Raw genomic sequence first — 24,096 nt, forward strand, 5'->3', positions numbered from 1 at the left:
CCGCCCCCCCCCCGGGCGCCCCCCGCGCCCCCCCCCCCCCCGCCGGCGGCCCACCGGGATCCGCCCGCCCCCCCCCCCCCCCCCCCCCGGCCCCCCCGCGGGCCCCCCCCCCCCCCCCCCCCCCGGCGGCCGAAAAAAAACGCCGTTTGCTCACTCAGGGCAAACGGCGTTTTGCGTTGGGGGAGGGTGGTGTTCAGGCGATTTTCAGCACCGTGCGCCCCACCAGTTGCCCTTTGCGCATGCGCTCGAATATCTGGTTGATTGCTTCCAGCGGCTCGGTGACGATCTGCGCCGTGACCTGGCCCCGGGCGGCGAAGGCCACCGCTTCGTTGAGGTCCTGGCGGGTACCGATGTTGGAGCCGGTGATGGTCAGTTCCCAGCCGCTGATGGCCGAGATCGAGGCGCGCACGGTGTCGGCGTCGCCGCCGGGCAAGCCGATGAAGACGGCGGTGCCACCCGGGCGCAGCATGCCCACGGCCTGTTCGAAGGCGGCGTTGGCCACTGCCGTGACCAGGGCCGCGTGGACCCCGCCGAGTTGCTCCTTGATCGCCTGCACCGGCTCTTCCCGGGCGTTGATCAGGCGGTCGGCGCCCAGGCTGCGGGCCAGCTCCAGTTTGTCGGCCGAGACGTCCACCGCCACCACGCGAAAGCCCATGGCCTTGGCGTATTGCACTGCCACGTGCCCCAGGCCGCCAATGCCGAGCACCGCCACCCATTGCCCGGGACGGGCCCTGGAGCGCATCAGCCCGCGATACGTGGTGACCCCGGCGCACAGAATCGGCGCCATGGCATACAGGTCCACGCCGTCAGGAATCCGCGCGACAAACGCCGCTGGCGCCAGCATGTATTCGGCGTAGCCGCCGGGTTGGCTGTAGCCGGTGGATTCGCGGTGGGCGCAGATGGTTTCCATGCCCGCCAGGCAGTACTCGCAGGTGCCGCAGGCGCTGTACATCCACGGCACGCCCACCGCTTCGCCAATCGCCGGTTGCTGCACACCTTCGCCCTGAGCCACCACGTGCCCGGTGATCTCGTGGCCGGGTATCAACGGCAGCAGGGGCAGCTCAGACCAGTCGCCGTCGATGGCGTGCAGGTCGCTGTGGCACACGCCGCAGGCCACCACCTTGATCAGCACTTCACCGCGCCCGGGTACTGGAATCGGCACCTGCTCGATGCTCAACGCTTCGCCGACACGGTGCAGTACGGCGGCCTTCATGGTGTTGCTCATGGTGTTCCCCTGTGTTTCAAGGGCAGCCCGCCTGGGCTGCCGGATCGTTCGAGAGTGGAGGGCGGGCTTACTGGGCGACGAACAGGGCAAAACGCTTCTGCATGGCGTCCTGGTTATCGACCCACCAGTCGGGGTTGACCATCACCACGCGCGAGGCGTTCTGCGGCGAGGTCGGCAGGCGCTTGGACAGCTCTTCGCTGATCAGCCCCGTCTGGTAGGCATGGCTGTTGACCGGCGCGTAAGGAATAAAGGTCGCGAGCATGGCCTGGCTTTTCGCGCTCATGATCTGGTTGATCACCTGCATCGCCAGGGCCTTGTTCGGCGCGCCCTTGGGCACGATCAGGCAGTCGTGGCTGAGCAGGGCGCCGTCGAAGCTGTAGTCGACATTGGCGTCGTCATGCTTTACGTCGTTGACCCGGCCATTCCAGATCGCCAGGAAATCCACCTCGCGGCTGCGCAGTAATTGCGCGGAATCGGCGCCCGCGCTCCACCAGTTGGCGACTTGCGGCTTGATCCGCTCCAGGGCGCGGAACGCCCGCTCCACATCCAGCGGGTAGAGCTTGTCCGGGGCCACGCCATCGCCCAGCAGTGCGGCTTCCATGGTCAGCCAGGGTTGCCGGTACAGGGCGCGGGCGCCTTTTACCGAAGGGTCGAAGAATTGGTTCCAGGTTTTCGCCACCGGCTTGCCAGTGTCATTGGCCCAGGCCACCACCGTGGCGTAGGCGTGGGTGCCGATCCAGTTCTGGCCGACCACGTTTTTATCCACGCCATCGGTGCCGATCACGCTGTAGTCCAGGGGTTCGGACAGGCCTTCGCGCTGGGCCTGGGCGCATTCCATGCTGCCCAGTTCGACGATGTCCCACTTGGGTTTGCCCGACAGCACCTGGGCGCGCACGGCGGCCAGGCCATCCATGCTGTCTTCCTTGATGGTGATGCCCAGGGCCTCGGCGGCCGGTTGCAGGTAGGCCTTGCGCTCGGCGTCCTGCAGGGCACCGCCCCAACCGGAGAAGGTCAGGGTGGCGGCGCCGGCGCTCAGGTGCGCGCTCAACAGCAGGCAACCGGCGATGCAGCGGGGAAGGGAAAGAGGGGACAGTTTCATATCGATTTTCCTATGAGGTGCGTTTCGGGCAGCCGTCAGCCCAGATACAGGGGTGGTTGGCAGGCTGGCACAAGGTGGCGAAACGTAAATTTATTATTGTTCAGGCGTCATCGAGGTCGCTGATTCGCTGTTAAATATCGCATTGCGATAATTAAAAATCGAATAAAGTCAAGTCTTATGGTTATTTGATTGTCTGTCAATGCGATTTTCGAAATCGACAGCGGGGAAAGTTGTTAAAAATAATCGTTGACCGATATCGACATTCGCTTCTAGTCTGTTAAAAACCGATTAGTTGATATCGCACAGCGATAATGCGAGGCCAGATGTACGATCCATTGGTGCATTCCCATCCCGGCACGGGCGAAGCTCACTCCGCTTCCTATTGGGTCGATACCGCCGGCCAGGCGCCGGCGGATGACGGCCCGGTCACCGGGCCGCTGGACGTCGACGTGGCGGTGATCGGCGCCGGCTATACCGGCCTCAGCTGTGCCCTGCACCTGGCCCGGGATCACGGCGCCCAGGTGCTGGTGCTGGAAGCCAACACCACGGCCTGGGGCTGCAGCGGGCGCAATGGCAGTTTTGCGCGGATATCCGGCGGCCGAGTGCCCCTGGCGGAATTGATCGGCCGCTACGGCAAGGACACCGCCCGGGCCTACTTCGGCGAAATGCAGGCGGGCCTGGCCACGGTCAAGCGTCTGATCGCCGAGGGCGGGATCGAGTGCGACGTGCAGCCCGACGGGGTGTACAAAGTGGCGACCAAGGCCGCCCACACCGAAAGCCTCAAGCGCGAGGCCGGGCTGTACAACGAGGTGCTGGGTTACCCCGCGCATTTTGTCGGGGCCGAGCAATTGCAGGGCGCCCATGCCGGGGCCGAATCCTTTGGTGCGCTGCGCATGCCCGACGGCTTTGCCATGCACCCGTTGAAACTGGCCTGGGGCGTGCAACGCATGGCCCGCGCCGCCGGGGCCAGGGTTCACGTGGCGTCGCCGGTGACCGGCTGGAGCAGTGACGCCAAGGGCCACCTGCTGGTGACCCCGGGCGGTGTGGTGCGGGCCCGCAAAGTAGTGGTGGCCACCAACGGCTACACCTCGTCGGACCTGCATCCGCAACTGGCCGGCCGGGTACTGCCGGTGCATTCGCAGATCATCGTCACCGCGCCGTTATCCGCCGAGCAGGTGCGCAACAGTCTGCCGTCCACTGACTGCATGTTCGATACGCGCAACCTGTTGTTCTACTACCGCCGCCTGCCGGACAACCGCCTGCTGTTTGGCGGGCGTAGCGCCGTGACCGGGCGCGAGGCCGAGAACCCGGTGCACCGTCAGTTCCTCCTCGACTCCCTGCGGCGCAAGTTCCCGGTGCTCGGCCAGGTGCCAGTGGACTACGGCTGGGGCGGCTGGGTCGCGGTGAGCCAGAACTCGCTGCCCTACATCTATCAGGTGCCGGGCCTGGACCAGGTGTTCAGCGCCGGTGGTTACGCTGGCAGCGGCGTGTCGTTTTCGCTGCACGCCGGCCAGCGCCTGGCGGACATGGTGATGGGCACTGGCCTGCCGAGTGCCGCGAGTTTCCTGCACCAGGTGCCACAACGCTTTCCCTTCCAGCCGTTCCTGCGCCTGGGCCAACGCCTGGCCTACAGCTGGTATCGCTTTCAAGACGCCCGCTGAGGCGGGTCATTTTTCTGGAGCTTGTCATGATCTACCGTGAGTTTTTGATTGATGGTCAGTTGGTCCCGGGCCTGGGTGCCGAAGAGCGGGTAATCGCCCCGGCCGATGAGCGCCAACTGGCCGTCATTGCCGAAGCCACTCCGGCACAGCTGGACCAGGCCGTGGACGCCGCCGAACGGGCCTTTCCGGCCTGGGCCGCGACCCCGCCGCGCCAGCGTGCCGCGCTGCTGCTCAAGCTGGCCGATGCCATCGAGCGCCACGCCGAGGCCCTGGGCACCCTGGAAAGCCAGAACTGCGGCAAGCCGTTGCAAAAAGCCATAGGCCATGAAATGCCGGCGGTGGCCGATGTGTTCCGTTTCTTTGCCGGGGCCAGCCGCTGCCTGTCGGGCAGTGCCGCCGGGGAGTATGTGGCGGGGCGCACCAGCATGATCCGTCGCGATCCGCTGGGGGTGGTCGGGCTGATCGCACCCTGGAACTACCCGCTGCTGATGGCTGCCTGGAAACTCGCGCCGGCCCTGGCCGCCGGCAATACCCTGGTGTTCAAGCCATCGGAACTGACGCCCCTGAGTGCCCTGTACCTGGCGCGGTTGTGCGCCGAGATCTTCCCGCGCGGGGTGGTCAATATCCTTTCCGGACGTGGCGCCAGCCTGGGCGAGCAGCTGTCGAGCCACCCGAAGATCCGCATGGTCTCGGTCACCGGCGATATCGCCACCGGGCAGGCGGTGGTGCGGGCGGCGGCGAGCAACTTGAAACGCACCCACCTGGAACTGGGGGGCAAGGCGCCGGTGCTGGTGTTTGCCGATGCCGACATCGACGCAGCGGTGAACATGTTGCGCACCGGCGGCTATTACAACGCCGGCCAGGACTGCACGGCTGCCTGCCGGGTGTATGTGGACGATGCAATCCATGACCGCTTTGTCGAAGCCCTGAGCGCGAACATTGCCACGCTCAAGACCGGTGCCCCCACCGACCCGAGCAGCGATTTCGGGCCCTTGATCAGCCGCCGCCAGCAACAGCGGGTAGCCGGCTTCGTCGAGCGTGCCCGTGGCCTGGCCCATGCCGAAGTGCTGGTGGGCGGCGCGGTGGTGGATGGCCCCGGATTCTTCTACGCCCCCACCCTGATTGCCGGAGTGCGCCACGAAGATGAAATCGTGCAGAAGGAAGTCTTCGGCCCGGTGGTCAGCGTCACCCGCTTCGACGACGAACAGCAAGTCATGGCCTGGGCCAATCAGAGCGAGTACGGTCTCTCGGCCTCGGTCTGGACCCGCGACGTGAAGCGTGCGCTGCGCACCTCCAGCCAATTGCAGTACGGTTGCGTGTGGGTCAACGATCACATGACCCTGGCCACGGAAATGCCCCACGGCGGCCAGCGCCAATCCGGCTACGGCAAGGACCTCAGCGTCTATGGCCTGGAGGACTACACCTGCGTGCGGCATGTGATGCTGAATTTCAACGATTGAATACCCGCGACACCGGCGATACCCAGAATAAAAATCAGGATCGAGTTCGATTGGAGGGCAGGACGCCCGCGTTTCAGCTGTTGCCTGTCCTTTGACAACGACCCAGGGAATACACCCAATGCAGATCACCGCCAGCACCAGAACCATCAGCGCCTTGACCCTTTCACTGCTGTGCATCGGCGCCGCCCAGGCCGCCCCGAGCATCACCTTCGCGGGCTGGGGAGGGGCCCTGCAGGATGCCGAGCGCAAGGCCTACCTGGAACCCGCGGCCAAGGCCCTGGGCGTGACCATCAAGGAGGACAACATGGATGGCCTGGCCGCCGTGCGTGCCCAGGTGCTGTCCGGCAAGCCGCAGTGGGATGTGGTGGAACTGGCCTCCAACGATTGCGTGCTGGCCGAGCGCCAGGGCCTGACCGAACCCCTGGATTTCTCGGTGATCGACACCTCGGGCGTGGCCAAGGGGCTGTACGGCAAGAACTGGATCGCCAGCAATGCCTATTCCACGGTCATGGCCTGGGCCACCGACACCGGCAAGGCGGTGCCCAAGAACTGGAAAGAGTTCTTCGACCCCAATTTCAAGGGCGCGCGCTCGCTGTACCGCCAACCGTTCACCACCCTGGAACTGGCGCTGATGGCCGATGGCGTGGCGCCGAAAAACCTCTACCCACTGGACGTCGAGCGGGCGTTCAAGGTGCTGGAGAGGATCAAGCCGCAAGTGGTGAACTGGTGGCGCAGCGGCAGCGATTCGGCACAGTTGCTGCGCAGCCGTGAAGTGGACTTCCTGTCGATCTGGGCTTCGCGGGTCAATGAGCTGAAACAGGGCGGCGAAGCGGTCGACTACACCTACGACCAGGCGCTGCTGGACTACGATTGCGTGGTGGTGCCCAAGGACGCGCCAAACAAGGAACTGGCGATGAAGCTGATCGGCCAGATCATGTCCGCAGAGAGCCAGGCACGGCTGGTGATGCTGATCCCCAACCCGCCGATCAACAGCAAGGCCTACGACACCGGGATCATTCCTGCGCAGATGGCGGCCACGCTGCCCACCGCGCCGGCCAATATCGACAAGGTGGCGATGTTCGACCCGGTCTGGTGGGTGGACAACCAGGCCGAGCTGCAACGCCGCTTCGACCTGTTTATCCAAAACTGATTCATGCTCGACTCCCCGCTGGTCCAGGCCGCCGGGGAGGTTGCGGGCCGCGTGGTTGGCGGCCCTGAAGTTGAGCCTTTACCTTGCGCTGAGTTGACTATGTCCCAAGAAAAAAGCCAGTCGATCGCCATCGACATCGAGCGATTGACCAAGACCTACGGTGCCTTTGCCGCCCTGGACGATGTGTCGTTGAACATCCGCAGTGGCGAGTTCATCTCCCTGCTGGGTTCGTCCGGTTCGGGCAAGACCACCTTGCTCATGGCCCTGGCCGGGTTCGTCCAGCCCGACAGCGGCAGCATTCGCTTCGGTGGCCGCGAGATGGTCTTCGAGCCGCCGCACAAGCGCGACGTGGGGATGATGTTCCAGAACTACGCGCTGTTTCCCCATATGAACGTGTTCCAGAACGTGGCCTATCCGCTCAAGCTGCGGGGCTACAAGCGCGAGGACATCCGCCGTCGGGTGCACGAAGCCCTGGCCACGGTGGAACTCGATCACCTGGTGGAGCGGCGCATCGACGAAATGTCGGGTGGCCAGCGCCAGCGCATCGCCCTGGCGCGGGCGATTGTCTTTGAACCGAAGATCCTGCTGATGGACGAACCGCTGTCGGCCCTGGACAAGCGCCTGCGGGAAACCATGCAGCTGGAGATCCGCCGTCTGCACGAGCGCCTGGGCATGACCGTGGTCTATGTGACCCACGACCAGCGCGAAGCCCTGACCCTGTCCGATCGCATCGCGGTGATGACCAAGGGCCGCATCCAGCAGATCGACACCCCGCAAAACCTCTACGAGCGCCCGGCCAACCGCTTTATCGCCGAGTTTGTCGGCGAGTCCTCATGCCTGCCGGTGCAGGTCCGCGATGGCGCGGTGTGGCTCGGCGAATCGCAGCTGCAATGCACGCCGCCCGCTGGCCCGCTGCTTAACCCGAACCTGGTGGTGCGCCCCGAAAAACTGCAATTTATCGGCGCCGACACGCCAGGTTTCAACGGCTTGCAAGGCCAGGTCCGCGATGTGATCTACCAGGGCGACAGCCAACTGATCCAGATCACCCTGGAGCAGGGCGCCGAAGTCTCGATCCGCCGCCCGACCCGCAGCTCCGAGGTCGAGCGCTTGCCGCAGCGTGGTGAACAGGTACGCCTGGGCCTGCACCCGATGGACACCCTGGTGGTGGGGGACGCGCCATGAACCTGGCCCTCAACCCTGGCGAGGCCCCCCATCGCCAGCAATTGCAACGCGCCGGCCGCCGCCATGGCTGGTGGCTGCTGAGCCCGGGGCTACCGGCCTTGCTGTTGGTGCTGGTGACCTTTGTGCTGCCGATCGGCTGGCTGTTCGGCCTGTCGCTGTTCGACGCCGAGGGTCAGTGGACCACCGAGAACTACAGCCGCCTGCTGCAGCCGATCTACACCCTGGCCTTCAGCCAGACATTCAGCGTGAGTTTTATCGTCACCGCGATCTGCGTGGTGATCGGCTACCCCTACGCTTATTGCATGGTCCACGGCCCGCGCCTGCTGGCCAACCTGGCCATGGCCTTGCTCCTGGTGTCGCTGTGGACCTCCTTGCTGGTGCGCACCTACGCCTGGCTGGTGATCCTGCAACGCCGTGGCCTGGTCAACGAAATGCTGCTCGGCCTGGGCCTGGTGGACACGCCCCTGGCCCTGGTGCACAACCTCACCGGCACGGTGATCGGCATGACCCACATCATGCTGCCGTACATGATCCTGCCGCTGTATGCGGCGATGAAGAGCATCAACCCGATCTACCAGCAGGCCGCCGCCACCTTCGGCGCTTCGCCGGCGCGGGCCTTTCGTGATGTGTTCCTGCCGTTGTCGCTGCCGGGGCTGACCGCTGGCGCGACCCTGGTGTTCGTCCTCAGCCTGGGCTTCTACGTGACCCCGGCACTGCTCGGCGGCGGCAAGGTGCAGATGCTGTCGATGCGCATCGAAAGCGACGTGTCGATGTACGCCAACTGGGGCGCGGCATCGTCCCTGGGGGTGATTCTGTTGTTGGCGACCCTGGCCCTGATGTACCTGGTCAAGAAGGTCGCCGGCCTTCGTCAGCGGAGTGAGTGAAGCCATGTCCCGTCTATCCCGAAACCTGGTCCGCGAGGCCAAGCGCAGCTGGCTCTACCTGTTCATGCTGCTGGCGATGGTGTTTTTGATTGCGCCGACCTTGATCGTGCTGCCGATGTCGCTGTCGGATGCGCGCTACCTGAGCTTCCCGCCCAAGTCCCTGGGCTGGCAGTCGTACCTCAATTACTTCGGCTCCCTTGAGTGGCAGAGTGCGACGCGTATCTCGCTGTTCACCGCGACCCTGACCATGCTCATCGCCACCAGCCTCGGCACGGCGGCGGCCTATGCCCTGCATGTCAGTGGCAAGCGCTTCACCGCGCTGCTGCGCGGGCTGATGCTGGCACCGATGATCGTGCCGGTGATCTTCACCGCCATCGGCCTGTTCTTCGTCTATGCGCGGCTGGAGCTGAACAACACCCTGTTCGGCCTGGTGCTGGCCCATACCCTGGTGGCCTTGCCCTACGTGATCATCAACGTCGAGGCCGGGCTGCGTTCCTATGACATGACCCAGGAACACGCGGCGTGCATCCTCGGCGCCACCAGGCTGCGGGCGTTCTTTGACGTGACCCTGCCGCAGATCCGTTTTTCGGTGATCGGCGCGGCGATGTTCGCCTTTGCCGTGTCCCTGGATGAGGCGGTGATTTCGCTGTTTATCAGCGGCGGCGACACCTCGACCCTGACCCGCAAGATGTTCAGTTCGCTGCGTTCGGAAATCGACCCGGTGATCGCGGTGGTGGCGACGCTGATGACCCTGCTCTCGATCATAATGCTGGCCATCAGCCTCACGGCCCAGAGCCGGGCCAAGAAGAGGGCGCAGCCATGAGCCGGCCGTGTCCGCGCCTGGCCCACGGTGCGCAGCAGGCGGTGGAGTTTTTCTGGAACGGTCACGCTCTGCAGGGCCGGCCGGGTGAGCACCTGGCCGCGGCCTTGCTGGCCAACGGTGTTCGCACCCTGGCCTGGACCCGCAAGTCGCACCGGCCCATGGGCCTGTCGGGCAGTTACGTGAATGGCGTGCTGGCGCGGGTCGATGGCGTGCCCAATGTGCGCCTGGATCAGGTCCGGGTGCGCGCCGGGCTGCGGGCCGGGATGCAGAATTGCTGGCCCAGCCCCGGCTTCGACCTGTTGCGCCTGGCGCGCTGGATCCCGTCGGGCTGGATCCAGGGCGGCTTCGAGCACAGCAACCTGATTCCCAGTGGCAACCGGCTGTTTCAGGTGTGGGAAGCCCTGCTCGCGTTCCTGGCCGGCGTAGCCCGGCCGGCAGACCGTGCGCGCCTGGCGGGCCAGACATTGCCCCAGGGGCGGGCCCTGAGCTGCGAGGTACTGGTGATTGGCGCCGGCCCTGCCGGGTGCGCGGCGGCCAATGCGGCGGCCGAGCAGGGTCGGGATGTGTTGCTGGTGTCCCGTGGCCCTGGTCCTGGGCGCGGGTTGCAGGCGGCCGGGCAGCGGGTGCCCGAGGTGGCGGCGGCGGTGCGCACCCTGTACGGGGTCGAGGTGTTTGGCGCCTATCGCGACGGCGACTTGTTGTTGGCCGCGCCCCAGGACCCGAGTCAGGGTGCCGTGGCCCTGAGTGCCGGCGAGGTGCTGCTGGCCACCGGCAGCCGCAGTTGTCCGCCGTTGGTGCCGGGGGCCTGGCTACCGGGGGTGATGGACGCCCGCTGCGCCCTGGCCCTGGCCCATGAGTGTGCAGTGGCACCAGGGCGCGCGGTAGTGGTGGCCGGCACCGGCCAGGAAACCCAGGTCGCCGAACGCCTGCGTCAGCTCGGGGTGACGGTGGTGGCGGTCAAGAGCCTGGAGGGCTTGCGTTGCATCAAGGGCCGGCATGCGGTGGAGAGCGTCATGTTCGAGCAGCCGATTGTCTGTGATGCCCTGGTGCACGTCGGCCCCTGGTTGCAGGAGGCCAGCCTGGAATTTCAGAGCGCGGCCCACGGCCTGGGCCAGTTGCGCAGCGGCAACAGTCGCTTCCAGCGCATCGGCCGCGCGGCGCGGGCCGACCAGGTATTGCCGGTCAGTGATCTTGAGCCGCTGCTGCTGTGCCCCTGCATGGACGTCTCAGGCAAGGAGGTCGCGGCGCTGATCGATGAGGGCGTCATCGACCTGGAAGTGATCAAGCGCCTGACCTCCTGCGGCATGGGCCCGTGCCAGGGACAGCCGTGCTGGGATGCCTTGCGCGCCTTTGTCAGCGCCCGCAGCGGTCTGCCGTTGCAGGCCCTGGCCCGACCGACCCTGCGCCCACCCAGGCGCAGCCTGACCGTGGCCCAGGCGGCGGGGCTGGTGGATGTGGTGGAGCCTTTGCAATGACGGAATCAAGCAAGCTGCCGCGCCAGGCGTCGGTGGTGATTGTCGGCGGCGGCATCCAGGGCCTGGCCCTGGCGTTCAACCTGGCCGAGCTCAAGGTGCGCGACATCCTGGTGCTCGACGCCGGCTACTGGCAGGGCGGGGCTTCCGGGCGCAACGGCACGCTGATCCGCGGTGCCTTCAGTTCGCCGGAATGGACGCGCTTTTTCGCCCACTCCAACCGCCTGTGGCTGGGGCTGTCCAAGCGCCTGGGGCAGAACGTGATGTTCTCCCGCCGCGGCTACACCATGGTCGGCGAGCGCGAGGCCACTGCCCAGTTGCTGCAGCGCACGCTGCAGGTCCACCGTGACTGCGGCATCGACTCGGAAATGCTCAGCCCCGGGCGCCTGCGCAAGGTTCTGCCGGCCCTGGCCCATGAACGGGTCAGCGCCGCGTTGCACCTGCCCGACAGCGGGGTGGCGCCGCATCATGCGGCGATGCACGGCTACCTCAAGGCCTGTCAGGCCCGGGGAGTGGATGTGCGCTATCGCACCGAAGTCAGCGCCATCGACCGTCGCGACGGCCAGGTGGAAGGGGTGTGGGTCGGCCAGCAGCGGATTGCCTGCGACACCCTGGTCCTGGCCGGCGGCGCCCAGAGCAATGCCTTGGCGGACATGGCCGGGGTGCCGCTGGAAGGCTACCCGATGCGCCTGGAGGCCATGGCCCTGGAGCCGACCCGGGCCCTGATCGGCCCCGCGGTGGCCTTGCTCGACCGCCTTTGCTACATGCACCAGACCGCCCGTGGCGAAGTGGTGGGCGGCGCCGAAGTGGCCGAGCGCCCGCAAGTCAGCCTCGGCGCCGACGTGCCGGTGATGGCCGCCACGGCCAAGGCCTACGCCGAAATGTTCCCGCAACTGGGGGCGGCGCGGATCCTGCGGCAATGGGCCGGGCTGGTGCATATCTCCAAGGACTTCGGGCCGCTGCTCGGCGCCCACCCGCACCTGGGCGGGCTGCACCTGAGCGCCGGCTGGTGTTATGGACATGCCGGCGCGCCGGCCGCTGGCGAGTTGCTGGCCAGGGCCCTGGTCACCGGGGTGGTGGACGAGCGCATGCAGCCGTTCGCGGTCGACCGTTTTCAACGCAATTGCCCGGTGCACGAACCGGGAATTGTCCTGAGCCACTTCGAATGAACGCGGGCAGCCAGTATCCTGCACACTGTCCGGCTTTTAGCCGCGCCCCAGACGCGGCAGTCACACTCAATCAAGGATTTGTTGCCTGATGACCACACCTGAAGAATCCCCGCTGTTTGTCACTGCGCTGTCCAAGGGGCTGGCCATTATCGCGATCTTCCGCGCCGGGCAACCGAGCATGAGCCCGGCGGAAATCGCCGAGGCCACCGGGCTCAACAAGAGCACGGTGCAACGCTCCTTGTTCACCCTCGAGGCCCTGGGCTACCTGTGCAAGGAGCCGGACACCAAGCGCTACCGGCTGACCCCCATGTCCCTGGACCTGGGCACCGGCTACTTGCAGACCAGCGACCTGATCGAGCGCGCCAACCCGTACCTGCATGAACTCAACCGCGATATCGAAGAGAGCTGCAACCTGCTTGAGCCCTGCGGCCTGGACATGCTCTACGTGGCGCGCTTCCCCAGCCACAAGCAGATCTCGCTGCATATTCCCCTGGGCCGGCGCCTGCCGATGTACTGCACGGCGGCGGGGCGCGCCTACCTGTCGGCGCTGCCGGCGGCGGAGTCCGGTGCGATCCTCGAACAGTCCAACCGCCAGGCCTACACCGCCAACACCGTGACCGACCTCGGGCAACTGCAGGCGGTGATCGAGCAGGCACGCACTGAAGGTTATGCCTACGCCAACGAGGAGTACTACGCCGGTGATATCAGCGTCGCGGCAGCGGTGGTGAATGCCGCCGGCTACCCCCTGGGGTCGGTCAACGTGGCGGTGCCGTTCAGCCGCTGGAACCTCGAGGACGCCCGGCGCGAACTGGCGCCCAAGGTGATCAATGCCGCCCGCGCCATTTCCAGTGCGGCCCGCAGCCTGCGGCGCATGCCTGGCTGACTGACGGCCGCCCGCCGGGGTGGCCGCTGCCTGAACCTGTGAACTGAACCTGCCCGACGGCGATTGATCGCCGTCACGGGTTTCGTTCGCCCGCGATTTCTTGAAACCGGCCGAATACCTCGGCCGCACCGACCCCTGAAGAGAGGCCAGCATGACCATCAAACGCTACCAGCCCAACGGCAAACGCCTGAGCCACGCCGTGGAATACAACGGCATCGTCTACGTCACCGGCCAGGTCGCCGCCGACCGCAGCCAGGATGTCCAGGGCCAGACCCGCCAGGTATTGGCCCGCATCGACGAACTGCTGGCCGAAGCCGGCAGCGACAAGAGCCGCATCCTGTTCGCCCAGGTCTGGCTCAAGCACGCGGTGCAGGACTTCGCCCAGATGAACGCCGCCTGGGATGCCTGGGTACCGGAAGACGCACTGCCGGCCAGGGCCACCGTGGAATCGAGCCTGGCGGCCGAGAACATCCTGGTCGAGATCGCCGTCCAGGCGGCCCTCAGCCATTAATTTTCCGGGCGCCACGGCGCCCGCTTCAGCGAGGGTGTACCGAGCATGAGCATCGAACATTTGATCAATGGCCAACTCCTGGCCGGGGGTACGCGCCAGGTCGCGGTCTTCAACCCGTCCACCGGCGCCAGCATCGCCCAACTGACCCTGGCCGACAGCGCCACCGTGCAGTTGGCGGTAGAGGCGGCCGTGGCGGCTTTCCCGGGGTGGCGCGACACACCGCCGGCCAAGCGCGCCCAGGTCCTGTTCCGTTTCAAGCAGTTGCTCGAAGAGCATCAGCAAGCCATCGCGCAACTGATCAGCCTGGAGCACGGCAAGACCCTGGAAGACGCCCTGGGCGAGCTCAAGCGCGGCATTGAAAACGTCGAGTACGCCTGTGGTGCCCCGGAGCTGCTCAAGGGCGAATACAGCCGCAATGCCGGGCCGGCCATCGATTGCTGGTCAGATTTCCAGCCCCTGGGTGTGGTGGCCGGGATCACCCCGTTCAACTTCCCGGCCATGGTTCCGTTGTGGATGTACCCCCTGGCCATCGCCTGCGGCAACTGCTTCATCCTCAAGCCTTCGGAGCGCGATCCCAGTTCGACCCTGCTGATCGCCCAGCTGTTGAACCAGGCGGGCCTGCCCAAGGGCGTGCTCAACGTGGTGCACGGCGACAAGGAAGCGGTGGATGCGCTGCTGCAAGCGCCACAGGTCAAGGCCCTGAGCTTTGTCGGCTCGACCCCGGTCGCCGAGTACATCTACGCCGAGGGCACCCGGCGCGGCAAGCGCGTCCAGGCCCTGGGCGGGGCGAAAAACCACGCGCTGCTGATGCCCGATGCTGACCTGGGCAGTGCGGTCGGGGCGTTGATGGGCGCGGCCTACGGTTCCTGCGGTGAGCGCTGCATGGCGATCTCAGTGGCGGTGTGCGTCGGCGATCAGGTGGCGGATGCCTTGATCCAGCGCCTGCTGCCACAGATTGCGGCATTGAAAATCGGCCCTGGCACATCCCCAGGGTTGGACATGGGGCCGTTGGTGACGGCTGCGCACCTGGCCAAGGTCAGTGCCTATGTGGACGCCGGGGTCGAGGAGGGTGCCGAGCTGCTGGCTGACGGTCGCGGGCTGCAAGTGCCGGGGCATGAACAGGGCTTTTTTATCGGCGGTTGCCTGTTCGATCGGGTCACGCCGCAGATGAGCATCTACCGCGACGAAATCTTCGGCCCGGTGTTGTGCGTGATGCGGGTGGCGAGCCTGGAGCAGGGCATCGCCCTGATCAATGGGCACGAATACGGCAATGGCACCTGCATCTTCACCCGGGATGGCGAAGCGGCGCGGCTGTTTGCCGATCAGATCGAAGTCGGCATGGTCGGGATCAACGTGGCCTTGCCGGTGCCGGTGGCCTACCACAGCTTTGGCGGCTGGAAACGCTCGCTGTTCGGCGACCTGCATGCCTATGGCCCCGATGGCGTGCGTTTCTACACCCGACGCAAGGCCATTACCCAGCGCTGGCCGAAGGCGGCCACTCAGGAATCCACGCAGTTCGCGTTTCCCAGCCTGTAAGCGTCGAGGCCGATGACCAGGGCAGCGTCCCTGGTCATCGGCCTGGGCCCGGGGTTACACGCCGAGGCTTTCCAGGTCCCGGGCCAGCATCACCAGTTGGTGGGCCAGGGAGTTTTCGAGTTTCTCGCTCGACAGCTGGAAGCTCGGGGCACCGCAGGTCAGGGCCATGATGCTGCCGTCTGCCAGGTGCAGCGGCACGCCGGCGCCATTGACGTTGCGGTCCCACTCGCCCAGGGACAGGCAAAAACCCAGGGACTCGTATTCGCGGAACGAGGCTTCCAGGGATTTTTCCAGGGCCGGCCATTCGTCGCCGGCCTTTTTCGCCACTTCCCCCAACAGATGGTCGCGCTCGTTTTTCGGCGTGGCGGCCAGGTAGGCACGCCCGGCGGCGCTGGTGGCCAGGGGCAGGCGTACGCCGGGCTCCATGCGCAGGCTGGCGACTTCCGGCGGGCGGCTGCTGTCGACGTGAATCATCGACAGCCGATCGCGGCAGGTCAGGCTGACGGTGGTGTTGGTCCGGCGCGAGAACTCATCCATATACGGCTTGCCGAGCTGGCGCACCCGCAGACTGGCGGAGTAGGCGTACCCGAGGGCCAGCACGGCGGAGTCGAGCTGGTACTTCTCCAGGTCCTGGTTGTACTTGAGGTAGCCCAGTTGCGTCAGGGTGTAGGTCAGGCGCGAAACCGTCGGTTTCGGCAGCCCGGTGATGCGTGCGATGTCCTGGTTGCCGCGCACCGCATGGCCATGGGTAAAGGCCCGCAGGACTTCCAGGCCACGGGCCAGGGCCTCGACGAACTTGCGGTCCTTGGGGTCTTTTTCCGGGGAATCGTTCTGGTCGTGCATAGGCGTATCCGATGGGGGCTGGTGCCGGTCCAGTGCCTAAGGTCTGCACGAAAACTACCTGCGCTTCGATCATGCTGCGTTAAAAACACGCTCAGAATGCTCATGTAGGCCTCTACACTCCGCTTCCTCGCCTGTTTTTGCCTTGCCTGATCTTTGCTCGGCAAGTTTTCCTACAGACCCGAGTGACCACACAGCAGGTTCGTGAAATTCAACTGAAAAATGGTAGCGCGGAACCGCTTGAATTGACATCGCCGATTCCCTGTCGAAACCCGGTTTCGCAGGTGCGTGGCAGGCGCGTGTATTGGGCTTGTCTGCACGCGCGCCGCGCAATCGCCTCAGTCGCCATCCGGCGCGAGGCGCCCGCGCTTGAAAACCCCTTCTGCGCTCGCGAGTAATTGCCCCTCGACGTCGAGCAGGTCGCAGGTTGCCATAAAGATCTTGGCGCCACCGCCCCGGGTCCGTGCCACGGCTCGGACCTCGGTCCCGGGGGGGGCAGCAGCCATGTAGATGATGTTCAGCGACAGGGTCAGGGCCAGTCGCCGTTGGGCGGGAACGGCGTGCCAGGTTCCGCTCATGCCCATGGCCGAGTCCGCCAGTGAGGCGATCACTCCGCCGTGCAGGTTGCCGGCCCGGTTCAGGTGATGGGCCTGCACGGTGAAGCCGATGATGGTTTGCGCCTGGTTGTACTCGTGCAGGACCAGGCCGATATGGGCGGAAAAACCGTTGAAGGGGTCTTGCTGCGGTGGTTGCGGATGAACGGCGGTCATGGGCGATAGCTCGTGTGGGTCAGTCAGTGAGACAGGAATCAAGGGTTGCTTCCCGTGCCAGCGATGGCTGTACGGTGTTTCGCAAAGGTCTATTTAAGTCCAGTTAAGCGGATGAATCTAATTATTTCATGAGATATATGGAACCATATTCCGCAGTGCGAAATAAAAAAGATTGAAATAGGCTTGCGTCATGGGGCAGGATCGGCCCTGATGTGACGGCCACTGCGACCTGTGCCTGCCTTATCGCGTTCAGCGCCGGCAAGCCGCGAACAGGGCCCAGGCGCCAGGTCGCGCAAGCGTTGCCGGCCCTGATCCAGGCCGCTCGGGGGACCTCCGCAAGAGCCCCTGCCAGCGCAACTCGTGCTTGATCACCTTCGGAGTCAAGGAGTCTCGATGCCCACTATCAGCAGCGTGCGCCCCCACCAACGCGTCTGGCCTAAACGCCTGCCACACGCGTTATCGGTCCCGGCCACTTCCCTGTGGTTCAACCTGGAGGTGTCTGCGCGGCGCTACCCGGACAAGACCGCCTACCTGTTTTTTGGCCAGCCCCTGAGTTTCAGCGCCTTGCAGGCCCAGGCGCAGGCCGTGGCCGGCTGGCTGCAACGCGTGGGGGTCAAGGCTGGTGATCGGGTGGCGCTGTACCTGCAGAACTGCCCGCAATTCGTCGTTGCCTATTACGCCATCCTGCGGGCGAATGCGGTGGTGGTGCCGGTCAACCCGATGAACAAGATGGAGGAGTTGACCTACCAATTGCAGGACGCCCAGGCACAGGTGGTGATCTGCGCCGCCGACCTGGCGGCGACCGTGCAGGCCGCCCAATCAACCCTTGAACCTCACGAACGCCTGCGGCAGGTGCTGGTGACCCATTACAGCGACGCGATGCCGCCTGTCTCCGCCATGGACCCGGCCGAGCTTGCTGCCGAGGCCACCGATGCCTGGCTGCGCGCTGAGCCGGCATTGCCCGCAGCCTGCCTGCGCTGGAGCGAGATACTCGGCCAGGCCTGGCCCCTCGGTCCGCACACCGCCGAGGCGGACGATCTGGCGATGCTGCAATACACCTCGGGCACCACTGGCCATCCCAAAGGCTGCATGCACAGCCACCGCAGCTTGATGAGCAATGCCGTCACCGGCTGCTGGACCCAGTCCACGGTGGCCTCGGTGGGGTTGGGCGTGGTGCCGTTTTTCCATATCACCGGCCTGGTGTGTTTTGTCCTGCGTGCGGTGTTCGATGCCACCAGCACGGTGATCCTGCCGCGCTGGGACCGGGAGCTCGCCGGGCGCCTGATTTCGCGGCACAAGGTCACCCACTGGACCTGCATTCCAACCATGGTCATCGACCTGTTCGGCAGCCCCAACTACAAGGATTTCGGCCTGGGCGGGCTGGTTCATATCAACGGTGGCGGGGCGGCGATGCCTCAGGCCGTGGCCGAGCGCCTGCAACAGGAGTTCGGGCTGACCTTCCTCGAAGGCTACGGGCTCACCGAAACCGCAGCGGCCACCCATGGCAACCCACCCGAACGGGCCAAGCTGCAGTGCCTGGGCATGCCGTTCTTCGGCGTCGATTCGCGGGTGGTCGACCCCAATACCCTGCGCGAGCTCGAGCCCGGCGAGGTCGGGGAAATCGTCAGCCGTGGGCCGATGCTGTTCCAGGGCTACTGGCGCAACCCCGAGGCCACGGCGGCGGCCTTTATCGAGTTGGAGGGGCAGCGGTTTTTCCGCACCGGCGACCTGGGGCATATGGATGAAGAGGGCTACTTTTTTCTCACCGACCGGCTCAAGCGGATGATCAATTCCAGCGGCTTCAAGGTCTGGCCGGCCGAGGTGGAAGCCCTGCTGTTCAAGCATCCGGCGGTGCACGAGGCCTGCATCATCTCCAGCCAGGACGCCTACCGGGGCGAGAGCGTCAAGGCGCTGGTGGTCCTGCGCAGCGAAGCTCGGGGCCAGACCACCGAGCAGCAGATCATCGACTGGTCCCGTGAACACATGGCGGCCTACAAGGTGCCGCGCCAGGTGCAATTCGTCGAAAGCCTGCCCAAGTCCGGCTCGGGCAAAGTCATGTGGCGCCTGTTGCAGGAGCGTGAAACCGCGGGCACCTGAGCACCGATCCCCCGTCCCAGCAATTACCCACTCTGCCGGAGATGACCATGACAACAAAAATAATAAACGTCCAAGGTCCGCAATCCCTGCCGACCCATGCTGCTCGGCTCGACTCGCTGTATTCCAGGATCCGCTGGCGCCTGCTGCCGTTGTTGATGCTGTGCTACATGGTTGCCTTCCTTGATCGGGTCAACATCGGCTACGCACAATTGCAGATGAAGCAGACTCTGCCGTTCAGCGACGCGGTGTACGGCTTGGGCGCGGGCATTTTCTTCGTCGGCTATTTCCTGTTCGAAGTGCCCAGCAACCTGATGTTGCAGCGCAGCGGGGTGCGCAAGACCCTGCTGCGGATCATGGTCTGCTGGGGCCTGGTGGCATCGGCGATGATGTTCGTGCGCACCCCGCTGCAGTTCTACGTGCTGCGGTTTTTGCTTGGGGCGTTTGAAGCCGGGTTTTTCCCTGGGGTCATCCTGTATTTCACCTTCTGGTTCCCGGCGGCCCGGCGTGGCCAGGTGATTGCTTTGTTCATGACGGCTGCGGCGTGCGCCGGCCTGATCGCCGGGCCATTGTCCGGCAGCATCTTGAAGTACCTCAACGGCGTGGCCGGTTTTAATGGCTGGCAATGGCTGTTCGTGCTCCAGGGGCTACCGGCCAGTGTGCTGGGTGTGGTGGCGTTCCTTTACCTGCAGGATGGCCCGGATCAGGCAAAGTGGCTGAGCACCGCTGAGAAACGCCTGCTGAGCGACGACCTGGCGCAGGAATTGAAGAACCGCAAGGACCGCTCCCTGCACACCGTGGGCCAGATGTTTCGCGATCCCAAGGTGTACCTGCTTTCCACGGCGTACTTCATGTTCCTGGGGGCCACCTACATGCTGGTGTTCTGGATGCCGAGCCTGATCCAGGGCTGGGGTGTGGCGGACCTGTTGCTGGTGGGATTGATCACCACCATCCCCAACATCGTCGGCATTGTCGGCACCATCGTCATTGGTCTGCACTCGGACAAACGCCATGAGCGGCGCTGGCACTTTGTCTGCTGCATGGGGTTGGCGGTGTTCGGCCTGGGCATCACCACGCTGTTGAACGGTCATCTGGTGATGTCGGTGGCGGCGCTGTCCTTGGCGTACCTGGGAATCAAGGCGGCGACACCGTTGTTTTTCGCCCTGGTCAGCGAATACCTGTCGGTGGCGTCCGCGGCGGCCGGCATTGCCCTGATCAGCAGCCTGGGTAACCTCGGGCCGGCGGTGACGCCGTGGCTCAACGGGGTCATCAACAGCCATACCGGTGGCCATGTATCGAGCATGTACCTGGGCATCGGCATGTACCTGCTGGCCGGGTTGCTGGTGTTGCTCTCTGCCGGAACCGCCGGGGCGGCGAGGGTCAGTCCGGGGATCGCCCTGGCCACCAAGTGAACAAACGCCTTGTGCCGCCAGCCCTGGAGCGGCAGGCGCATGGGACCTGGCTCAGTTGCCGAATTTCGTCGGTGACGGGCATGTTGATCGCTCTGAAAGGAGGTGCTCCATGAGCTTGCCCGAGGTGTTGTCCCGGCGTTTGCGCCTGCCGTTGGTGGCCGCTCCGCTGTTTATCATTTCCACCCCGGAGCTGGTGATCGCCCAGTGCAAGGCCGGGATCGTCGGTTCGTTTCCGGCACTCAATGCCCGCCCTGCGGCACAGCTGGAGCAGTGGATCGAACGCATAACCCGGGAGTTGGCCGAGCATGATCGGCTGCACCCCGAGCGGCCCTCGGCCCCCTTTGCCGTGAACCAGATTGTCCATCGCTCCAACGAACGCCTGGAGCAGGACATGGCGGTCTGTGTGCGGCACAAGGTGCCGATCATCATCACGTCCCTGGGTGCGCGCCCCGAGATCAACCAGGCGGTGCACAGTTATGGCGGCATCGTGCTGCACGATGTGATCAACAATAAATTCGCGCACAAGGCCATCGACAAGGGCGCTGACGGCTTGATCGCAGTCGCGGCGGGGGCGGGCGGGCATGCCGGGACGCTGTCGCCCTTTGCCCTGGTGCAGGAAATCCGCCAATGGTTCGACGGACCCCTGTTGCTTTCGGGTTCGATTGCTTCTGGGAGCTCGATCCTCGCGGCCCAGGCAATGGGGGCTGACCTGGCCTATATCGGTTCGGCCTTTATCGCCACCCGCGAGGCCAATGCGGTGGATGGCTACAAGCAGATGGTCAGCCAGGCGAGTGCCGACGACATCGTCTACACCAACCTGATCACCGGGGTGCATGGCAATTACCTCAAACCGTCATTGCAGGCGGCAGGGCTCGATCCGGAGAACCTGCCCAGTAGCGACCCCTCACAGATGAATTTCGGCAGCGACCGCCAGCGGCCCAAGGCCTGGAAGGAAATCTGGGGCTGTGGCCAGGGTATTGGCGTGCTTGACCATGTACCGACAGCCGAGGCTCTGGTGGCACGTTTTGCCAGGGAGTACCGCGAAGCGCGCCTGCGTCTGGACAAGGTTTCGGGCGAGTTCCAGGGGCCCACCGCGGCAGTCAGCCTGGAGTAGGCAACTGCCGGCCTGTGCCGGCTGTTGGGGGCGGGGTTACCAGACTTTCAGGTTGTATTCGACGATCAGCCGGTTCTCATCGACGTTGGCCGCATAGTTGGCGCGATACACCACGTTGCGCCAGCGCAGGCCGATGTTTTTCAGCGGACCTTGCTGGATCACATAAGCCAGGTCGGTATCGAGTTCTCGTTCTCGGCCATTGCGTTGTCCGATCTTGAAGTGGTTGCCCTGCACGTAGCGGCTCATCCACGTCAGACCGGGCAGGCCTGCTGCGGCGAAATCGTAGCGGTAGCGCAACTGCCAGGCATCCTCCCCGGCGTTGATGAAGGATTTGTAGGTCGAGGTGTTGAATCCGTAAGGGTCGGTACCGTTGATAAAGGGCAGGCCGCTGCGCCCGCTCTGGTTGTGATAGATGAAGCCCAGGGCATGGCCCTTGTAGCTGAAGGTTTCCATGATCCCCAGGTAACGGTTGTCCACCTCAGCCCGGCCCTGGCTGCCGCTGTTGAAGTAACGCACTTCGGATTTCAGCGAGAGGCTGTCGGTCAGCCGCGCATCATGGGTCAGGTTGCCGTAGTGCTGGTCATAGTTGTCCTTGAGCTCGGCGTAGAAGTAGCTGGCCTTGAGCGCGGGCGTTACGGCGTAGCTGGCCCCGGCATAGCTGAAACGATCGCTGCTGACCCGGCCTGCGACCTGGCGGCCGTTTCTGGCGAGGGCCGACATGCTCATGTCCTCGTAGTCCGTGGAGTTGCGCAGGCGTACCGCCGTGAACTGGCCGAGGGTCAGGGTAAGATCCTTCAGGTCACTGGAGACCAGTTGCGTCCCCTTGAAGGTCTGCGGCAGCAGGCGGGTATCGTTTCTGAAGGCGACGGGAAGCAGCGGCTCGTGGGTGCCGATGCTCAATACGCTGCTGGCGGCCCGGGCTTTGGCGGTCAGGCCGAACGAGCCGTATTGATCGGCGACATCGCCACTGCGGTCGGCCAGCAGTGCCCCGGTATGGGCCGTGCCACCACCGGAATCGAGCTTGAGGCCGAGTGTACCCAGTGCGTCAACGCCAAAACCCACGGTGCCTTCGGTGTAGCCAGACTGGTAACGCAGGGTAAAACCCTGGGCCCATTCTTCCGCCTTGCTTTGTGGCGTTGCCTCACCGTGGAAGTCGCGGTTCATGTAGAAATTGCGGGCGCCCAGGTTCAACTGGCTGTCTTCAATCAGTTGTGCCTGGCACACCAGGGGCAGCATGCAACCACCCAACAGGGTGGAAAGGGGCAGTAAAGGTTTGGATGCCGAATGCATGGATCTTACCTATGTTGTTGTTTTTATTTTTAGGAGCGCCCACGTCGTATTCGTCCATGCCGGGGTTAGCCTGCTCGCAGCACCTGGAGGCTGCTGAGGAGGCAGCAGGCAATGCCAGGCTTCGTCGCGGGCGTAGCAACCCCTGACCCAGCCGAAGGCGAGGGTCATGCAAGCGGGCGCGAAAGACGAGAGGGCTGAGTGGGGGGCTCAACTACGCTTGCCGGGGTATCTCAGCCCTGGATAGCGCAGTTGCGGACCCGCCCGGTGGAGGCTTTCAGCGCAGCGTGAAGTAGCCCGCTGCGCGCCAGTCAAGGAAGGCGGCGACACCTGCGATGGTTGCGGCGGCGCGATGCCGGGTCATCGACATGGAGTTCATGCGGCGAGTTCTTTGCCGAGGGCAATAAAGCGCTGCAAGTGGTGATCTTCATCGCCCAACTGATGGTCGATCATCACCAGGCGCTTGGCGTAATGGGCCAGCGGCAGTTCCCAGGTCATGCCGATGCCGCCGTGCAACTGGATGCTTTCCTCGGCCACCAGGGTACCGATGCGCCCGATGCTGACCTTGGCCGCCGACAGTGCCCGCTCGCGAGTCAGCCGGTCGGCGTCCAGGGCGGCAGCAGCGTTGATCACCGCCGAGCGGGCTTGCTCGATCTCCAGCAGCAGCACTGCCATGCGATGTTGCAGGGCCTGGAAGCTGCCGATCAGGCTGCCGAATTGCTTGCGGGTACGCAGATAATCCAGGGTGGCTTGCTTGGCCACCTCCATCGCCCCCAGCGCTTCTGCGCACAGGGCCAGCACCCCCCGGCCAATGGCACGCTCCAGGGTGGCGTAGCCCTGGTGCTCGGCCCCCAGCAGGGCGTCGGCCGAGAGCTTCACGTTGTCCAACTGCACCTGGGCGACGCGGCCGCCATCGATGGTGGCGCAACCCTGTATCTGCAGACCCGTAGTGTTGCTCGGCACCAGGAACAGGGAGATTCCTGCTTCGTCGTCAATGGCACCCGCGGTGCGTGCCGAGACCAGCAACAGGTCGGCGTGCTCGCCTTGCAGCACCATGGCCTTGCTGCCATTTAGCAGCCAGCCTTGGCCGTCATGCTCGGCGCGGGTGGCGACCCGACTGGTTTCATAGTGAGTGCCAGGTTCTTCATGGGCGAAGGCGGCGAGCAGACTGGCGTCGACAATGCCCTGCAGCAGGGCCTTCTGCTCAGGGGAACCGGCCGTGGCGATGGCGTCGCCGACCAGTATCGCGCTGCCCAGCAACGGCTCGACCAGCAGCCCGCGACCGATGGCTTCGAACACCACGGCAATGTCGAAACCGCCGCCGCCAAAGCCGCCGTGCTCTTCGCTGAGCAGTGCGCCGATCACACCGAGCTCGGCCAGTTGCTGCCAGATCTCGCGGCTGAAGCCGTGGGTTGCCTGGAGAATGTGTTCGCGTTTGTCAAAGCTGTATTGCTCCGCGATAAAGCGGTTCAGGCTGTCGGCGAGCATGCGCCGCTCTTCGCTGTGTTCGAAGTTCATGTGCGT

Annotated in this window: 20 protein-coding genes; 14 read left to right on the top strand and 6 right to left on the bottom strand. The window is 65.0% G+C overall.

Annotation, left to right across the window (positions count from 1 at the left end):
* Nucleotides 1–193 precede the first annotated feature (193 nt).
* Nucleotides 194–1,225 carry a zinc-dependent alcohol dehydrogenase gene (locus ACOZJV_RS01360; protein ID WP_078469042.1) on the bottom strand — a complete coding sequence of 344 codons (1,032 nt, stop codon included), beginning with the start codon at nucleotides 1,223–1,225 and terminating at the stop codon, nucleotides 194–196.
* A 67-nt stretch (nucleotides 1,226–1,292) separates the two neighbouring features.
* Nucleotides 1,293–2,324: an ABC transporter substrate-binding protein gene (locus tag ACOZJV_RS01365; protein WP_421546593.1), complete on the bottom strand. Its 1,032-nt coding sequence runs from the start codon at nucleotides 2,322–2,324 to the stop codon at nucleotides 1,293–1,295.
* A 323-nt stretch (nucleotides 2,325–2,647) separates the two neighbouring features.
* Between ACOZJV_RS01365 and ACOZJV_RS01370 the strand changes: the two genes are divergently transcribed.
* From ACOZJV_RS01370 to ACOZJV_RS01420, 11 genes are all read left to right on the top strand, one after another.
* A complete protein-coding gene (locus ACOZJV_RS01370) occupies nucleotides 2,648–3,985 on the top strand; it encodes an NAD(P)/FAD-dependent oxidoreductase (RefSeq protein WP_421546594.1) in 1,338 nt (445 codons plus the stop codon).
* A 29-nt stretch (nucleotides 3,986–4,014) separates the two neighbouring features.
* Entirely contained in the window at nucleotides 4,015–5,445 is a 1,431-nt protein-coding gene (locus ACOZJV_RS01375) for a gamma-aminobutyraldehyde dehydrogenase (protein WP_201132206.1), read from the top strand.
* Nucleotides 5,446–5,563: 118 nt separating this feature from the next.
* On the top strand, nucleotides 5,564–6,595 hold the full coding sequence (locus ACOZJV_RS01380; RefSeq protein WP_421546595.1) for an ABC transporter substrate-binding protein: 1,032 nt from the start codon (nucleotides 5,564–5,566) through the stop codon (nucleotides 6,593–6,595).
* A 99-nt stretch (nucleotides 6,596–6,694) separates the two neighbouring features.
* Nucleotides 6,695–7,777 (top strand): ABC transporter ATP-binding protein, encoded by a 1,083-nt coding sequence (locus tag ACOZJV_RS01385; protein ID WP_020299017.1) that lies wholly within the window; start codon nucleotides 6,695–6,697, stop codon nucleotides 7,775–7,777.
* Complete coding sequence (locus tag ACOZJV_RS01390; protein ID WP_078469048.1) at nucleotides 7,774–8,661, top strand: ABC transporter permease; 888 nt, start codon at nucleotides 7,774–7,776, stop codon at nucleotides 8,659–8,661. The genes ACOZJV_RS01385 and ACOZJV_RS01390 overlap by 4 nt, the downstream gene beginning before the upstream one ends.
* 4 nt (nucleotides 8,662–8,665) lie before the next feature.
* Nucleotides 8,666–9,484, top strand: a complete 819-nt coding sequence (locus ACOZJV_RS01395) for an ABC transporter permease (RefSeq protein ID WP_020299019.1) — start codon at nucleotides 8,666–8,668, stop codon at nucleotides 9,482–9,484.
* Complete coding sequence (locus tag ACOZJV_RS01400) at nucleotides 9,481–10,959, top strand: 2Fe-2S iron-sulfur cluster-binding protein (RefSeq protein ID WP_421546596.1); 1,479 nt, start codon at nucleotides 9,481–9,483, stop codon at nucleotides 10,957–10,959. Before ACOZJV_RS01395 ends, ACOZJV_RS01400 begins: the two co-directional genes overlap by 4 nt.
* Nucleotides 10,956–12,125 carry an NAD(P)/FAD-dependent oxidoreductase gene (locus tag ACOZJV_RS01405; protein ID WP_421546597.1) on the top strand — a complete coding sequence of 390 codons (1,170 nt, stop codon included), beginning with the start codon at nucleotides 10,956–10,958 and terminating at the stop codon, nucleotides 12,123–12,125. The genes ACOZJV_RS01400 and ACOZJV_RS01405 overlap by 4 nt, the downstream gene beginning before the upstream one ends.
* A gap of 88 nt (nucleotides 12,126–12,213) precedes the next feature.
* On the top strand, nucleotides 12,214–13,008 hold the full coding sequence (locus ACOZJV_RS01410) for an IclR family transcriptional regulator (protein WP_078469051.1): 795 nt from the start codon (nucleotides 12,214–12,216) through the stop codon (nucleotides 13,006–13,008).
* Nucleotides 13,009–13,159: 151 nt separating this feature from the next.
* Complete coding sequence (locus ACOZJV_RS01415; RefSeq protein ID WP_078469052.1) at nucleotides 13,160–13,519, top strand: RidA family protein; 360 nt, start codon at nucleotides 13,160–13,162, stop codon at nucleotides 13,517–13,519.
* A gap of 45 nt (nucleotides 13,520–13,564) precedes the next feature.
* Nucleotides 13,565–15,055 carry a CoA-acylating methylmalonate-semialdehyde dehydrogenase gene (locus ACOZJV_RS01420; RefSeq protein WP_078469053.1) on the top strand — a complete coding sequence of 497 codons (1,491 nt, stop codon included), beginning with the start codon at nucleotides 13,565–13,567 and terminating at the stop codon, nucleotides 15,053–15,055.
* Between the two features lie 54 nt (nucleotides 15,056–15,109).
* Here the strand turns inward: ACOZJV_RS01420 and ACOZJV_RS01425 are convergent, their stop codons facing one another.
* Together ACOZJV_RS01425 and ACOZJV_RS01430 are read right to left on the bottom strand one after the other, a co-directional pair.
* On the bottom strand, nucleotides 15,110–15,898 hold the full coding sequence (locus tag ACOZJV_RS01425; protein ID WP_020299389.1) for an IclR family transcriptional regulator: 789 nt from the start codon (nucleotides 15,896–15,898) through the stop codon (nucleotides 15,110–15,112).
* A 335-nt stretch (nucleotides 15,899–16,233) separates the two neighbouring features.
* Nucleotides 16,234–16,665 carry a PaaI family thioesterase gene (locus ACOZJV_RS01430; RefSeq protein WP_421546598.1) on the bottom strand — a complete coding sequence of 144 codons (432 nt, stop codon included), beginning with the start codon at nucleotides 16,663–16,665 and terminating at the stop codon, nucleotides 16,234–16,236.
* Between the two features lie 393 nt (nucleotides 16,666–17,058).
* Between ACOZJV_RS01430 and ACOZJV_RS01435 the strand changes: the two genes are divergently transcribed.
* The 3 genes from ACOZJV_RS01435 to ACOZJV_RS01445 all read left to right on the top strand — a co-directional run bounded on the left by ACOZJV_RS01435 (nucleotide 17,059) and on the right by ACOZJV_RS01445 (nucleotide 21,285).
* Nucleotides 17,059–18,762 (top strand): long-chain fatty acid--CoA ligase, encoded by a 1,704-nt coding sequence (locus ACOZJV_RS01435; RefSeq protein WP_421546599.1) that lies wholly within the window; start codon nucleotides 17,059–17,061, stop codon nucleotides 18,760–18,762.
* 47 nt (nucleotides 18,763–18,809) lie between these two features.
* Nucleotides 18,810–20,171, top strand: coding sequence for an MFS transporter (locus tag ACOZJV_RS01440; protein ID WP_421546600.1), 1,362 nt, complete (start codon nucleotides 18,810–18,812; stop codon nucleotides 20,169–20,171).
* Nucleotides 20,172–20,280: 109 nt separating this feature from the next.
* Nucleotides 20,281–21,285 (top strand): NAD(P)H-dependent flavin oxidoreductase, encoded by a 1,005-nt coding sequence (locus tag ACOZJV_RS01445; RefSeq protein WP_421546601.1) that lies wholly within the window; start codon nucleotides 20,281–20,283, stop codon nucleotides 21,283–21,285.
* A 36-nt stretch (nucleotides 21,286–21,321) separates the two neighbouring features.
* Here ACOZJV_RS01445 and ACOZJV_RS01450 read toward each other — a convergent pair whose 3' ends face one another.
* Both ACOZJV_RS01450 and ACOZJV_RS01455 read right to left on the bottom strand, forming a co-directional pair.
* Nucleotides 21,322–22,575 (bottom strand): OprD family porin, encoded by a 1,254-nt coding sequence (locus tag ACOZJV_RS01450; RefSeq protein WP_421546602.1) that lies wholly within the window; start codon nucleotides 22,573–22,575, stop codon nucleotides 21,322–21,324.
* Between the two features lie 372 nt (nucleotides 22,576–22,947).
* On the bottom strand, nucleotides 22,948–24,090 hold the full coding sequence (locus ACOZJV_RS01455) for an acyl-CoA dehydrogenase family protein (RefSeq protein ID WP_421546603.1): 1,143 nt from the start codon (nucleotides 24,088–24,090) through the stop codon (nucleotides 22,948–22,950).
* Nucleotides 24,091–24,096: the final 6 nt, after the last annotated feature.

Source organism: Pseudomonas sp. QD4, from assembly GCF_049199125.1.
In the GTDB taxonomy this organism is placed as follows: domain Bacteria; phylum Pseudomonadota; class Gammaproteobacteria; order Pseudomonadales; family Pseudomonadaceae; genus Aquipseudomonas.